The sequence below is a fragment of the Rhodovastum atsumiense genome (genome assembly GCF_937425535.1).
Lineage (GTDB): Bacteria > Pseudomonadota > Alphaproteobacteria > Acetobacterales > Acetobacteraceae > Rhodovastum > Rhodovastum atsumiense.
Map to the genome: position 1 here is coordinate 4,084,918 of NZ_OW485601.1, position 14,381 is coordinate 4,099,298.

Here is a 14,381-nt window from a genome sequence, read left to right on the forward strand (position 1 = left end):
AATGCCATTCTGGAAGTTGAACGTCCTTTCCTGGGGCCAGACGCCCCCGGCCGGGCGAAGGCGAGGCGATATTTCCACATCGTGTCGTCGGGATTGGCTGCGACGGCGGCCTTCATGCTGGCTGCCTGGCGTCGTGCACGCCCTCGGCGTGGAAGGGGTGACGCAACGGATGCTGACCCGGACGCTCCGACAGCTCGAGCGGGACGGCCTGATCTCCCGACGCGACCATCGCGAGGTGCCCCCGCGGGGTGATTACGCCCTGACGGAGCTCGGGCGCGGGCTGCTGCAGGGCATGAGTCCCCTCTGGGGCTGGGTGATCGACAACGCCGACTGGTTCAGGGCGGCCCGCGACCGCTTCGACACCGATAACGCCGGCGCAGATGACGGTCCGGGCCAGGCATCATCCGCGGCGGGCCGGACACGTTCCACGACTGCACCCGTCCCCCGTTCCTGACGGAAGGGCGGTTTCAGAAAATCTCTACTTCGCCACAGTACAGCTCCCGCATCTGGTTGAACGTGAATTCGCCGTCTTTCGCGGCAACAACGATCGGCACATCGGGTAGGGCAACCGCCATGGCACGCCCCAGTTCCACGAGGTAATGCCGCTGATGCCGGTGGGCCGGGGAGGTGGATCGGATCGTGATCGTACAACTTCCGACCGGGTCCTCGTGCCCTTCGGCCGTATCCTTGAACAGCCCTTCCTGAAACAGCGTCAGCATCTGCGTCGCCATGGAGGTTTCGATGGTGAATTCCTCTTTCATGGAATGCAGGTCGAGATAGCCGTCAGCCTGCTCCTTCAGGTTGTTTTCACGGAAGAACGCCATCTCCCAGTATCCAAACTCCCTGACCTCGATGGCCTTGGTCGACAGGATCCGGACACGGTGATGGCGGGGATCATCAAGCAGATGCAGCAGAAGACCCTCGATGTTCTCCTTCGGACCCTCGATGACCTGCATGAACATGCCCTGGTCGTAGATGAGCATGCCGGTGATCTCCAGGCGGGCGTTCTTGATGCGGGCTTTCTCAAGCAGTTCCAGGAGTTCATCCTCCGAAAATCTGCGGGTTGCGGTACTACAGTAGATAGCTTGTAGCATTATAGGCATCCATTCAGTCTGCATAAGCGGTTACGCTGTTCATGCAACCACAACATCTAACCAATGAAACTGTATCGGTTTCATAAATTTGATTGAGGTTGATTTGCGCTGTTATGGGTACAAAACGCACCCATATCAACCTTGGCGCCTATCGCGGCAGGTTAAATCTGGTGCCGCGTTCTCGGATTGGGGGCGACCGCTTCAAACTGCGAGCCTGCCCCCTGATGGACCGCCTCCGCATGGAAAACGAGGCGCAGCTTTCGTTCCGCGGGGACGCCGGGTGGGCGGAACTGTTCATTAATTGCATCGATCAATACAGATTTTGAAATAGACGGGCATGGATCTGCTTCCTAGCCTTGCCCCCATAAACACACGATCTCCCGGTCAAGGCACCAGGTGACAGGGCCAAGGTTGCGGGATGTCCCGGAGGGAAACGCGTTCCTGACAGATACCGTGGACGGAAGATGCGCCTTGCTCGCCATGGCCGGGCTGGTGCCTCAGGTCGACCCATCCCGGCCCAACACTGAATCATAACAAAGCGCGCGGGCTGTCTGCGCCGCATAGAGGAGAAAGTCACATGGAGACGACACGCCGCGGCCTGCTGCAGGCAGCAGGCGCAGCCGCCGGCGCGGCCGTGCTGGCGGGGCGCGCCAGCGCGCAATCCATCCCCTTCACGCCCAACCCGCGCTATCCCGACCCCGCGGTCCAGATCCTCGATCCGAGCTTCGCCAGGTACCGCCTCTACAGCAGCTCGGTGGAGCAGGTCGCGACCGGCCTGCGCTGGGCCGAGGGGCCGGTCTACTTCCCGGATGGCGGCTACCTGCTGGTCAGCGACATCCCCAACAACCGGATCATGAAATACAGCGAGAAGGACGGCAGCTTCACCGTCTTCCGCAGTCCCGCGAACTACGCGAACGGGAACACCCGCGACCGCCAGGGGCGGCTGGTCACCTGCGAGCACTCGGTCACGCGCCGCGTCACGCGCACCGAGAAGGACGGCACGATCACCGTCCTGGCCGACAACTTCGAGGGCAAGCGCCTCAACGCGCCGAACGACATCGTGGTGAAGTCGGACGACACCATCTGGTTCACCGACCCGCTGTTCGGCATCAATGGCGAATGGGAAGGCAGCCGGGCGAAGCCGGAGCAGGCCACCACGAATGTCTTCCGCATCGAACGCAACGGCAAGCTCACCGCTGTCATCACGGATCTTGTCAATCCGAACGGCCTGGCCTTCTCGCCCGACGAGTCGAAGCTCTACGTCGTCGAATGGAAGGGCACGCCCAATCGCAGCATATGGAGCTACGACGTGCGGCCGGACGGCACGGTCGGCAACAAGACCAAGCTGATCGACGCGGCCGACCAGGGCTCGCTCGACGGTTTCCGCGTGGATCGCGACGGCAATCTTTGGTGCGGCTGGGGCAGCAACGGGCTGCTGGCGTCGGAGCCCACGGATGTCGGTGGCCGCAAGGTCTATCAGCTCAAGGGCAGGCCCGAGGACCTCGACGGCGTCATGGTGTTCAACCCGCAGGGCAAGCCGATCGGCTTCATCCGCCTGCCCGAGCGCTGCGAGAACCTGACCTTCGGCGGCCCGAAGAACAACAGGCTGTACATGGCGAGTTGCCATTCCGTGTACGCCCTGTACGTGGAAGCGCACGGCGCCGTTTAAGGGAACAACGGCGCGCCTTCGTCATCACCGGCTCATCATGGAGGAAGCCGCACGGCGCGGCTTCCTCGCATGGGGCAAGAAGGCCCCGGCGAGAAGGCCGCCACGCCGGGGCTCGCGCAACATCGGCTGCACTGGCGACAGCCAGCCGATGACGTTGCCCTCCGATACAACGAGCCATGGCGCGCGGGCCAGTGATGGAGAGCGGACGTACTCCGTCAACGCAAGCCGGCCACCTTGCGGGGCATTGCGATGGTGGACGTGGAGGGTCAGCGGACCTGGGCGGAACGGCCGACCGTCACTGCCATCAGCAGCTCGTCATAGTAACGGCCGCCGACCTTCAGCGCGCGCCGCTCCAGGCCGTACTGCTCGAAACCGGCGCGGGTGTACAGCCGGACCGCGGCGGTGTTGGACGTGACGACCGTGAGCCGGACCTCTTCCACGACCTGCGCGGCGTGCTCGAGAACGCGTACCACCAGGGCTGTCGCCAGCCCCGTTCCTCGCGCGTCCGGCCTGACGAACATGCCCCACAGAACGCCCTTGTGCCGCATCTTGGCGGTTTCCGGCACAAGAAAGCCGACCACACCCATGAGCGCCGGTGCGGCAGGCGATCCGGCACCGAACACGACGTTGCGCTCGATCCGATCCACGAACCAGGGCAGGGGCCTGGCCTCCTCGTCTTCCAGCGAAGCGCCGAACGCCTCCGGATGACTGCGAAGCCCCTCCAGGCGCAGCGCGCGGTACTGGTCGGCATCCGATCCGGCGAGGCGGCGGATCGGAAAGGGCAGTCTGCTGGCGTCCATGCTCATGCGTGCATCATGCCGGGTACATGGCCTGTCGGCAACGAGGCGGGATCTGCCGAGGCTGCTGTCCGGTGGTTGCGTCCGTCTTGCAGGCCGCACCGGCCAGGCGGCCCGCTACGGCCCCAGCGCCGCCACGATCTCCTCGACCCGGGCCGGCTTGCGCAGCACGGTCTCGACCGCGGCCGCGTCGATGTCGATATGCCCGGTCAGGATCACCGTGCGCAGGCCGGGGCGCAGCGCCCGCGCCTGCCGCGCCAGCGTCGCGCCATCCATCGCCGGCATGGAGAAATCGGTGATCAGCGCGTCCACGGCCTCCCCCTGGTCCAGCAGCGCCAGCGCCTCCGGGCCGCCGCACGCGGTCAGCACGGAAAAGCCGCTGTCGGCCAGCCCCGCCGCCAGGGTGTCGCGCAGCATCGCCTCGTCATCGACCAGCAGGATACGCCCCGGTCGCACCGGGACAGCCGGCCCCGGCGCGGCCCCGGCGCCGGCCAGCCGCGCCTCTGCCACCGCCTCCGCTGCCGGCAGCCACAGCGCGACCGTGCTGCCTTCTCCGGGCGCGCTGCGCAGCGTCAGCGCCCCGCCGTTCTGCTCGGCGAAGCCCTTGGCCATCGACAGGCCCAGCCCGGAGCCCTGGCCGGGCGGCTTGGTGGTGAAGAACGGCTCGGTGGCCTGCGCCAGCGTCGCCGCATCCATGCCGCTTCCCTCGTCGCTGACCGAAATGCGGATGAACCGCCCGCTGCGCGGGGGCGTCGCCGCGGCCTCGGGGGGTTCCGCGCCCGCTTCCACACCGATCGCCGCGATCGTCAGCGTGCCGCCCTCCGCCATCGCGTCGCGGCCATTGGTCGCGAGATTGACCAGCGCGGTTTCCAGCTCGGCCCGGTCGGTGGCGAGCGCCGGCAGGTCGGGCGCCGCCTCGATGCGCACCTTGACCCGCCCGCCCAGCGTATGGGCGAGGATTTCGCCCAGCCCCCGCAGCATCGGCGCCACTTCGATCCGTTCCACCCGGAACGGCGCGCGCCGCGCGAAGGCCAGCAGCCGGCTGGTCACGATCGAGCCGCGCCGCGTCGCGGTCTCGGTGAGGTCGGCCCAGTGGCGCACCCGCGCCGTGTCGGCGGGATGGCGCAGGATCAGCGCCAGCGCGCCGCTGACCGCCTGCAGGATGTTGTTGAACTCGTGCGCGACGCCGCCGGCCACCTGGCCGAGCGCCTGCATGTGCTGGGCGTGCCGCGCCCGTTCCTGCGCCGCCTCGCGCGCCGCGACTTCCTGCAGCACCCGCTCCTCCAGCCGGCGGTTCAGCTCGGCGAGGCTGGCGCGGCTTTCGCTCAGCGCCGCCTCCATCTGCCGGCGGGCGGTGACGTCGACGATGACGAAGACGAAGGACGCCGGCGCGCCGCCGCTGCCGCGCAGCGGCGAGATGGTGACGTCCGCGACCACGATCCCGCCGTCCGGGCGCAGGTAACGGAGCGGCAGGCTGCACCCGTCCCGCGCCCCGGCGGCGATCGCGCGCATGCACCCCTCGCAGGCCCGCAGGTCGTCAGGATGGGTCACGTCCTGGATGCGCCCGCCGGCCAGCTCCGCCTGGCCGCGGCCGAGGATCGCGCACAGTTTCCCGTTCACCCGCAGCCAGGCCCCGTCCGGGCCCAGATTCGCCATGCCGACGGCCGCCTGTTCGAAGGTGGCGCGGAACCGTGCCTCCGCGGCGACGAGCGCCTCGCCACGCCGGATCTCCGCCATCGCCACGGCCAGGCGCTGGCGCTGCCACAGCACAGCGACGCCGCCGAGCAGGGCCGCCCAGACGGTGGCGGCCATCAGCACGGTCACGCCGACCAGCGTGCCGATGCCCGCGAACGCCTCCGCCGTGTCCAGCTTGGCGGCGACGGACCAGGGCGTGCCGGAAATCTCCGCCCGCGCACCAAGGGCGCGCACGCCGCGGTAGTCCGGCAGCACCATGGCGTGGGTGGTGCTGGCCTGGCCGCGCTCGTTCAACGGCAGGCGCTGGCCGAACGCGTCGGTGGTGGCGCTGGTCGGGCGGTTCAGCAACACCCGGTCCATGGCGGTGTAGTGCCAGAGCAGCGCCTCGCCGGTCCGGGTCGGCAACGGCCATTCCCGCAGATAGGGAAAGAGGAAGGTCTCCGGATCGAAATCGAGCTGCAGCAGGCCCGCCACCCCCGTGCCCCCCGGCACCGCCACCGGGGCCGCGTAGCCGAAATGGATCGATCCGTCCGCCTGCCGGTGCAGGTTGATCAGCGCGGTCCGCCGCGTGGCGAAGGCATCGTGGAAGGCGGCCCGGGTGTCCGCGCTGTCCTCGAAGCGCCCCCCCACCGCGAGCAGCGTCGCCCCGGTGGGCGAGACCACCCGCAGGCCGCGGAAATGCCGCACCTCGCGCACTGCCTCCAGCGCCTGCGCAAGCGCCTCCACGCCCGGCGGCGGCGCCGTGCCCGCGTGTCCGGCAAGGAAGCGAACCAGCAGCGGCGAGCGGCCGAGCAGCTCCGCATCCTGCCGCCGTTCTTCCATCCAGGTCATCACGCCGCGGGCCTTCAGCCGCGCGATCGCCTCGACCTGCCGCGCCGCCTTCTGGGCCAGTTCGTCCAGGCTGATCCGGTAGGCCAGCGCCGCGGCGGTGCCGATGGCGAGGCTGCCGAGCAGGATGGCGAGCAGCAACGGCCAGCGGCGGCCCGACGGCAAAGGCGGGGCCTCCGCCCGGCCGGACGGGAATTCCCTGTCGGCCCTGCCATCCGCCTGCTGGCCGATCCTGTCGGCTGTCGTGCTGGAATCCATCGGGTCATGCAGCGTCGGTGCGCGAGCGCGCAAGGGAATGGGACAAGATACCCCGGCGCTGTTTCAATGACACTGAAATAGTGAATGGAAACTGCCTGAGCGAAATCGACGGATTCTGCTGCCAGGTGTCAATATTTTCGGTGCCGCTCGACCCTGGCCTTATCGTGGCGCTCCGGCTGTCTCTTTCTTTCCTGCTTGCGCGCAGTGGCGCAGTCCGATGGACATGATACGCCAGGGCCGGTCGATGAGCCGGTTCCAGGCGTCGCTGCACGGGGTGACGATGGCGTCGCAGGAACGGAACACGAAATTTGCGTAACCCGTCTCCGGAGTTTGCAACAGAACCCAGGAGACGTGTGTCCAGATCGCAGCGTGAACACGACGAATGTCGCGCGGCGCGACCAGGTGCGTCCATAGGCCGACAACTTGACAATGCCCGCAGCGATTGCAATTCTTGCGAATACGCAATGCGCCCTGAAGCCGACATGCTGGCCGACAGAAATTGTGGAGCGGCAATGTCGCGTTCTGCTCCCGCCGTGATTGACGATCCCGATCTGTGGGACGTGGTCGTCATTGGCACGGGGATGGGTGGCGCGACGCTTGGGTGGCGGCTCGCGAGCCAGCGGGTAAAAATCCTTTTCCTCGAGAAAGGTCGATTGGAAGTGCTCGCGGGCAGACCCGCGGCAGAGAGCAGCCCGGACCCGGAGACGCGGCTGCGCCAGGGACGCTGGCCGGACAATCTGGACATGGTTGTGAACGGCCGCGTCGTGCCCCTTCAAGGCATGCGAGGATGTGGCGTGGGAGGGTCCACTCTTCTTTATGCGGCCCTGCTGGAGCGACTGGAAAGCCACGATTTCGGCTTGACTCTGTCCATGCCGCACCCGACCGGCGGATGGCCGGTGAGCATGGCGGAAATGGAGCCCTATTATGAACTCGCGGAGCAGTTGTTCCGCGTGTCCGGAACACGCGATCCGCTCGCGGGTGAAGTCCCCCTCCGCCTGAAGGAGCCGAGGCAGTCGACGCGGCTCGATGCCCAGTTGATCAACGATCTCGAAACCGCTGGTCTGCATCCGTACCGGTGTCACGTGGGCATCGCGTACACAGAGGGATGCGACGAATGCCTGGGCCACGCGTGTCCCCGGCAATGCAAGAGTGATGCAAAGCGGCTTTGCGTCGAACCGGCGGTGCGGCATTTCGGAGCCGCTCTGCGAACCGAATGCGAGGTTCGCTTTATCGAGGCCGATTCCGCGCAGGCGCAGGCGCTCATATACGTCCAAGGCGGCGTCCATCGGCGCGTGCGGGCCCGTATCTTCGTTCTCGCGGCGGGGGCGTTGGAGACGCCCCTGATCCTTCTGAGGTCGGCAAACACGTACCATCCGCAAGGGCTGGCGAACTCGTCCGGAATGGTCGGGCGCAATTTGATGTTTCACGTGGTCAACTGGCTGGCGCTGTGGCCGAGCCGGTGGGTCAGGGAGGCAGCAACAGGGAAAGCGATCTCGGCGCGTGACTTTTATCGTTCCGGCACATTGCGGGGTGGTGTCCTGCAGTCGGTAGCCCGCAAGGTCTATTCAGGCGACATTCTGGCTGTCTTTCAGGCACGCCTCGATCGTTCCCGACTCCGCGAATTTCCCGGGAGGAAAGCGCTCCTAAGGATCCTTGCAAAGGGCATCGAACGGCTGGCAGGAAACGCGTCCATCCTGGCCCTGCTCGTGGAGGACCTTCCCTATCCAGAGAATCGGATCGAACTGGATCTGGCTGGTCGTCCACGGCTGACGTACGACATTCCGCAGGAGCTTGTGCAACGAAACACATACTTTCGTAAGGAGGTCAGCAAGAGGCTTCGGCACAACCGCCACTTCTGGCTGAACGCGAACATCGAGCTGAACGAGGGTCATGCGTGTGGCACGTGCCGGTTTGGCACTGATCCGAAGGCCAGTGTCCTCGATGCGGACTGCCGGGCACATGATGTTGCCAACCTCTACGTCGTGGATGCCTCGTTCATGCCGACGAGCGGAGGTGTCAATCCAGGCCTCACGATCGCGGCGAATGCACTGCGGGTGGCTGACGTGATTGTCCGCGCGCTTGCTGACCCATCTTATTCGCGGAATGGTAGGAATTCGGCGGCGGGTGTCGCGTAAGGTGAGAGCATCCGCTTTGATGGGGCGGTCAGGCCGTCACCCATGGCTGTTCAGTTCTCTGCATCGAGGTTCACCGCCACCGGCTCACCCCCGCGTTCGGGTTGAGATGGCGGCGGGCGCCGTCGCACACGGCGATCCGGGCCAACCGCATCGGCACATTGCCCCAGGATCGCTACCGCGCCGCCCTTGCGGGATTCGATAACCTCCTCAGGCTCCTTGCCGTTTCAAAAGCTGAACAGCCTTGGGCCGCCACCTTCGTGGCCTGTTCCGTGGGTTCTGTGGCAAACCCCTGAGACGGGTTGCGCATCCCCGCGCAAGAAGTCAGGTCCAGGCGGTGATCTGGAACAGCCCGGTGATGAGGGCAGCCTGGGCCTTCATGTCTCGGCTACCGATTCCGCGAACCTGTCCCTTTCTCACCATCATCGACCCGCCACGAGCCGTTGCACGAACGCAGATGCGGCCGCAGCCGCTTCTCCAACTCGGCCGCGTAGGCCTGGATCCAGCGGAAGATGGTGGTGTGGCTGCCCTCCACGCCACGATCCGCCAGCATTGGTTCGAGGTCGCGGTCGCTGATCTTCCGCGTAGGTCCCGAAAATCATGCGATTCCGGATCGTGCGGGATAGTTGTTGTGCTTCATGTGGAATGTATTTTTGTTTCCAGTTCTGGTTGGGCCTGCACACCTTCACGCAATCACGGGCATGGCCGCCGGGAAGGGGGGCGCCCCCGCGCCGGATCAGGCCGGGCCCAGCCCGGCCTGTTCCTGGGCCCAGCGCAGCGCGGCCGGGCGCCGCCGGAACCGGGCGACCGGCCTGGTCTCGTCGGGCGATATCACCAGCCAGGCGTGCGGGTTGCCCCATTGCATCGACGGCGCCACGCCCTCGAAATGGGATGCGAATTCCGGCACCGCCACCAGGCGCCATCCCAGGGTTCGCAGCCGGCCTTCCAGCGTCCGGGGATCGATGTCGCGCAGCGGCGGCAGCACGTCCTCGGGGGGCATGCTCACCTCGTCATAGGTCAGCTTCCGGTCGCGCCGGACCACGTGGACGCGGATGAGCTCGGTTTCCAGCCCGCCGGCGTATTCGGTGCCCGGACCGCTCATGCCCGGTGTCATGCCCCGTGCCCGCCCCGCAGCGCACACGCCTCGCGCTCGCGGGCGGCCCGCGCCCGGGCCACCGGCATTCCCGACAATGCGCGCTGCAACATGCGGATCGTGGCTGCGACCAGGGCCGGATCGCCCTCGCGGTAGACGCGCAGGAGTTCCGTCTCCATCTCCTGCAGGGTCTGGTCCGGCACGCATGGCGAGGTGCCATCCTCCTGGTCAGCCATGCCCGGCTCTCCGACGGTTCGTGGTCAGGCCCGCGCCGGGGCGTCCGCAGCGCCCCGGCAGGCCGCTCGCCAATCGGTGAGCAACCGAATCTAATACAACAGCGAAATCTTAGTGTCTGACTCGAATCGGCTTCGTATCTCTATTTCCCTGATTCTATGTGGGAAGTGGATCAGGTGCTCGGCTCAAGTCGCGGCGAGGCGACGGGACATCAACTTGACGCTGGCGATGTAGAGCCAGGTCACGGCGCTTTCCGTGGTGGCCTCGAAATCCTTGGCCAGGCGCCGGTTGCGGTTCAGCCACGCGATCGTCCGCTCGACAACCCACCGCCGTGGCAACAAGACGAAGCCCTTGGCTGCGTCGGACCGCTTGATGATCTCGAGGGTCCATGTGCCGATGCTGTCCAGGGCCGTGCGCAGCTTCTCACCCGCGTAGGCAGCATCGGCGAACACATGGCGCAGCCAGGGGAATGAACTGCGGATGCTCTCCAGCAACAGTGGCGCGCCGTCGCGGTCCTGGATGTTTGCCGAATGCACAATCATTGCCACCGGCAGGCCGATGGTGTCGGTGAGGATATGCCGCTTGCGGCCTTTGACCATCTTTTCCGCCGCATAGCCGCGGGGGCCGCCAGCCTCGGTGGTCTTGACCGACTGGCTGTCGATCACGCCCGCAGTCGGGCTGGCTTCGCGGCCGGCCGCCTCGCGAACCTGCATCAGCAGCACGTGGTTGATCGCCTGCCACAGCCCGCTGTCACGCCAAGCGTAGAAGTAGCGCTGCACCGTGGTGAACGGCGGGAAATCCTTGGGCAACAGGCGCCACTGGCAGCCGGACTGGGCGATGTAGAAGAGGGCGTTGATCACCCCTCGCAGGCTGGTTTCGCGAGGCCGTCCGCACCCCGCTGGCGGCGGCAGCAGCGGCGCGATCACCGCCCATTCGGCATCGGTGGTGTCGCTTGCATAGCGCAGCCCGTCGCGCCGATACTTCGGTCGCGTGATGTCGGTCCAGACCATGACGAAGTCCCTCGTGTCTTTGCAAACTCGAGAGAATCGCGGTTGCTGACATCACGCAACCCCAGTGTACCAACCAATCCTCCACCACAAGCGATTGGAATAACTCGCTTTATTGTTGCAATTCCATTCCGGGTCAGCCTCTTACGCCACATCAATTAATATTGCAGTTTCAGCACAAAGGGCGACGGCAACCATGAATATTCCGTAATGGTTACTTGCTCTGCGATCGCGCGCCCGGCGCCGGGGCCGCCGCTGCGTCGCCACCCCGCCGTTCCAGCCGCGCCACCGCCACCGCGGCGGCATTGAGCCGGGCGGCGACCGCCAGGGCCGGCTCGCCCCGGGCCAGCGCCGCCGCGCAGGCACGCAGCTCCGTGGCCAGGGCGTTCATGCCTCAGGCCGCCCGCGCCGGCAGCGGCAACACCGGCGTCGCCGCCATCGGCTGCACCGAGACCACGCCCCCGGCGGTGCCGGTGACGTACAGCATCACCCCGCCATCCGGCGCGGAGACGAAGATCACGTCGCCCGCCGTCATCATGTCGACGGCCGCGTTGAAATGGCCCTGCGCCTGCGCCTCGGCGAGCGTGGCCCGCTCCCGGTAATGCCATTGGGTATGGCCCTGCGCATAGGCCAGGACAGAGAGGTTGCGGATCAGAAAGGCCATGCGGGTAATCTCCGGGGGGGAAGGCCGGAACCGGCCGGAAGAGCGGGATGGGTGGGCTCAGCGGCCCCGGCGCTGCCGCCACAGCCGGCGCGAGAGGACGACGCGGCCAAAGAGGCGCGGACCGGACAGGGCACGCCGGGGATAGGCGCCATGGGTCATGGCCCGGTTCTCCCCCGGCGCGCCCTCCTGCAGAGAGCGAGCGGCGCGCCGGGCCGGGCACACGTGCAGGCGCCGGCACGGATCGGGATCTGGCTGGTCAACATGTCTGGGTGCTTTCCTCAAAGGGAAAAGGCGGAACCCGGCGGGGGCGGCGTCGGACCGTCCGAACACATGACATTTAGGCATATCATGAACCTGGGGGCAATATGAAAAATTCCTAAATGGCATGTTCAAGATGACGCCTGGGAACATGCTGCGTCATGCCTCCCGCCCATGGCCAACCGCTTCGCCGCCAAAGCCTGCCTCTGCGCAACAAAAAACGAAAATGATCGAAACGATTTCTGGAAAGAATACGCGCGGAAAGATTCATGTATCCCAAACAGTGCAAATGAATTTAAGATAATGCCAAGAATATCTATCAAAAGTTACTTCAGTCCCGGACGCCAATCGAATGCGAGTTCGCACGCTTTTCCTTGCCTGTTTCTGTCTGGTGGCCGTGCCGGGCGCGCTCGCCGCGTTGTGGACCGCCATGGATGGCTGGGGCGCCATGCGCGACGCCGACGCCGCCACCCGGGCGATGCACGCCGTCAGCGCCAGCCAGCGCGCCCGCGTGGCACTCTCGGTCGAGCTCGGCGCGATGAACGCCCTGCTACTGGGCGACGGCGGCAATCCCGCCGGCATCGACAAGGGCGCCGGCCCGACCGATGCGCGGCTCGACCAGCTCGGCCCGGCCGCCGCCGCCAGCGGCTTCGACACCGCCCCGGTCCGCGCCACCGCCACCCGCCTCGCGCGGCTGCGCGAGCGCGCCAAAGCGGCGCTCGCCCGGCCCCGCGCCGAACGCGATCCGGCGCTGCGCAAGGACATCCAGGCCACGCGCGACGAGGAAGGCGCCGCCCTCGGGCGGCTCGCCGCCGAGGCCGCGCGCATCGTCACCGCCCGCGGTCCGGCCCTGGCGCCGCTGGTCGAGATCGCCAATACCGCCGGCGGCCTGCGCGACGCCGTCGGGCTGCGCAACATCCTCTTCAGCAACTGGATGGGCGGCGACCCGGTGCTCCGCCCGGCGCTGGAGCGGGCCCAGGAACTGACCGCCAACGCCGCCATGGGCTGGGACATCCTGGAACGCCAGGTGCGCACGCTGCCCGACAACGCCACCATGCAGCGCGCCCTGCAGGCCCAGCAGGAGAACTACGCCACCGCCGCCGAGCCACGGCTGCGCGCCGCCGTGGCCCGCGCCGCCGAGGCCCTGGCCACCGGCACCCAGCCCGCCTGGCCCGACACCCTGGCCGCCTGGCGCGGCTGGACCGTGCCCATGCAGGCCCGCATCCTGGAAATGCGCGACGCCGCCCTCGACGAGGGCCTGGCCCGCGCCGCCGCCGCCGGAACCGCGTCCCTGCGCGCCTTCGTCATCGCCGCCGGCCTGCTCGTGCTCAGCCTCGGCGGTGCGGTGGCCGGCATGGTGGTGCTGCTGCGCCGGCTGGTGCTGCCGCTGCAGCACCTGACCCGCAGCGTCGCCGGGATCGCCGCCGACCGGCTCGACCAGGACGTGCCCGGACGCGAGCGCAGCGACGAACTCGGTGCCCTCGCCGCCGCGGTGGAGACCCTGCGCCAGGGCGCGCGCCAGCGCCTGGCGATGGCGGCGGAGCAGCAGCAGGCCCAGGAAGCCCGGCTCGCCCGCGCCCGCCGCGTCGATGTCCTGCTTGCCGGCTTCGAGAAGGACGCCACCGGGGTGCTGGAGGTGGTGGCCTCCGCCGCCACGCAGATGGACGCCACCGCCTCTGGCATGCTCGGCATCGCCGCCGCTTCCACCGAGCGCGCCGATACCGTCGCCACCGCGTCGGGCCAGGCCAGCGACAGCGTGCGCACCGTCGCCGCCGCGACCGAGCAGCTCGGTGCCAGCATCGCCGGCGTCGCCCAGCAGGTGCAGGACAGCGCCCGCCAGGCCGCCAGCGCCGCCCAGGCCGGGCGCAACGCCGCCGAAACCGTGCGCGGCCTCGCCGCCGCGGCGGAGCGCATCGGCGAGGTGGTCGGGCTGATCAACGGCATCGCCGGCCAGACCAACCTGCTGGCGCTGAACGCCACCATCGAGGCCGCCCGCGCCGGGGAAGCCGGCCGCGGCTTCGCCGTGGTGGCCTCCGAGGTGAAGGCGCTGGCCGGGCAGACCACCCGCGCCACCGGCGACATCCGCCAGCAGATCGCCACCATGCAGGCCGAAACCCAACGTACCGTCGCCGCCATCGCCGATATCGCCCGGGTGGTGGACAGCCTCAGTCAGGCGACGCTGCAGGTGGCGGAAGCGGCCGGCCAGCAGGCCCAGGCCACGCGGGAAATCGGCCAGGCGGTGGCCCAGGCCGCCCAGGGCACCGCCACCGCGTCCCAGCACGCCAGCGGCGTGCGCGAACAGGCCGGACGCACCGGCCAGGCGGCGAGCGAGGTCCAGGCCGCCTCGGCCGAACTGGCCCGGCGCACCGAAACCCTGCGCGCGCGCATGGAAACCTTCCTCGGCGACCTGCGCGCCGCCTGATCCGGGGCGCTGCCCCGGCCCCGGCAGGAGGCTCCGCCTCCTGCACCTCCGGCAGGGGCCATGGGCCCCTGCACCCCGGGTGTCTGGTTCCTGGGAGGGGGGCAGCCTCGACCTGGACGGGTCCGTGTCGGTTCGCCCCCCTCCCAGGAACCAGACATGGGATCCAAGGGCCTGTGGCCCTTGGCGAGGTCCAGGGGCAGCGCCCCTGGCGGGGCCGGGGCAGCGCCCCG

General features: G+C 67.9%; 12 protein-coding genes. 4 read left to right on the plus strand and 8 right to left on the minus strand.

The window, feature by feature from the left end; translation table 11 throughout:
* The first annotated feature begins 133 nt into the window (after positions 1 to 133).
* Entirely contained in the window at positions 134 to 454 is a 321-nt protein-coding gene (locus NBY65_RS18560) for a winged helix-turn-helix transcriptional regulator (RefSeq protein WP_239003240.1), read from the plus strand.
* Between the two features lie 13 nt (positions 455 to 467).
* On the opposite strand, the gene NBY65_RS18565 is transcribed toward NBY65_RS18560, so the two are convergent.
* Positions 468 to 1,094: a BLUF domain-containing protein gene (locus tag NBY65_RS18565; protein WP_162530890.1), complete on the minus strand. Its 627-nt coding sequence runs from the start codon at positions 1,092 to 1,094 to the stop codon at positions 468 to 470.
* A gap of 577 nt (positions 1,095 to 1,671) precedes the next feature.
* Between NBY65_RS18565 and NBY65_RS18570 the strand changes: the two genes are divergently transcribed.
* Positions 1,672 to 2,763 (plus strand): SMP-30/gluconolactonase/LRE family protein, encoded by a 1,092-nt coding sequence (locus NBY65_RS18570; RefSeq protein ID WP_150045510.1) that lies wholly within the window; start codon positions 1,672 to 1,674, stop codon positions 2,761 to 2,763.
* A 266-nt stretch (positions 2,764 to 3,029) separates the two neighbouring features.
* On the opposite strand, the gene NBY65_RS18575 is transcribed toward NBY65_RS18570, so the two are convergent.
* A complete protein-coding gene (locus tag NBY65_RS18575; protein WP_239003238.1) occupies positions 3,030 to 3,569 on the minus strand; it encodes a GNAT family N-acetyltransferase in 540 nt (179 codons plus the stop codon).
* A 108-nt stretch (positions 3,570 to 3,677) separates the two neighbouring features.
* Positions 3,678 to 6,341, minus strand: coding sequence for a hybrid sensor histidine kinase/response regulator (locus NBY65_RS33860; protein ID WP_150045509.1), 2,664 nt, complete (start codon positions 6,339 to 6,341; stop codon positions 3,678 to 3,680).
* A gap of 512 nt (positions 6,342 to 6,853) precedes the next feature.
* Between NBY65_RS33860 and NBY65_RS18590 the strand changes: the two genes are divergently transcribed.
* A complete protein-coding gene (locus tag NBY65_RS18590) occupies positions 6,854 to 8,476 on the plus strand; it encodes a GMC oxidoreductase (protein ID WP_250265696.1) in 1,623 nt (540 codons plus the stop codon).
* 733 nt (positions 8,477 to 9,209) lie between these two features.
* Here NBY65_RS18590 and NBY65_RS18600 read toward each other — a convergent pair.
* The 5 genes from NBY65_RS18600 to NBY65_RS18620 all read right to left on the minus strand — a co-directional run bounded on the left by NBY65_RS18600 (position 9,210) and on the right by NBY65_RS18620 (position 11,471).
* Entirely contained in the window at positions 9,210 to 9,575 is a 366-nt protein-coding gene (locus NBY65_RS18600) for a hypothetical protein (protein ID WP_150045507.1), read from the minus strand.
* An 8-nt stretch (positions 9,576 to 9,583) separates the two neighbouring features.
* Entirely contained in the window at positions 9,584 to 9,802 is a 219-nt protein-coding gene (locus tag NBY65_RS18605; protein ID WP_150045506.1) for a hypothetical protein, read from the minus strand.
* 183 nt (positions 9,803 to 9,985) lie between these two features.
* The gene (locus NBY65_RS18610) at positions 9,986 to 10,810 is read right to left on the minus strand and encodes an IS5 family transposase (RefSeq protein ID WP_150045871.1); all 825 of its coding nucleotides are present in this window, start codon (positions 10,808 to 10,810) and stop codon (positions 9,986 to 9,988) included.
* Positions 10,811 to 11,021: 211 nt separating this feature from the next.
* Positions 11,022 to 11,198 (minus strand): hypothetical protein, encoded by a 177-nt coding sequence (locus NBY65_RS18615; protein WP_162530937.1) that lies wholly within the window; start codon positions 11,196 to 11,198, stop codon positions 11,022 to 11,024.
* A gap of 3 nt (positions 11,199 to 11,201) precedes the next feature.
* Positions 11,202 to 11,471: a hypothetical protein gene (locus NBY65_RS18620; protein WP_150045819.1), complete on the minus strand. Its 270-nt coding sequence runs from the start codon at positions 11,469 to 11,471 to the stop codon at positions 11,202 to 11,204.
* A gap of 610 nt (positions 11,472 to 12,081) precedes the next feature.
* Between NBY65_RS18620 and NBY65_RS33865 the strand changes: the two genes are divergently transcribed.
* Complete coding sequence (locus tag NBY65_RS33865) at positions 12,082 to 14,151, plus strand: methyl-accepting chemotaxis protein (protein WP_150045818.1); 2,070 nt, start codon at positions 12,082 to 12,084, stop codon at positions 14,149 to 14,151.
* The last annotated feature ends 230 nt before the right edge of the window (positions 14,152 to 14,381 follow it).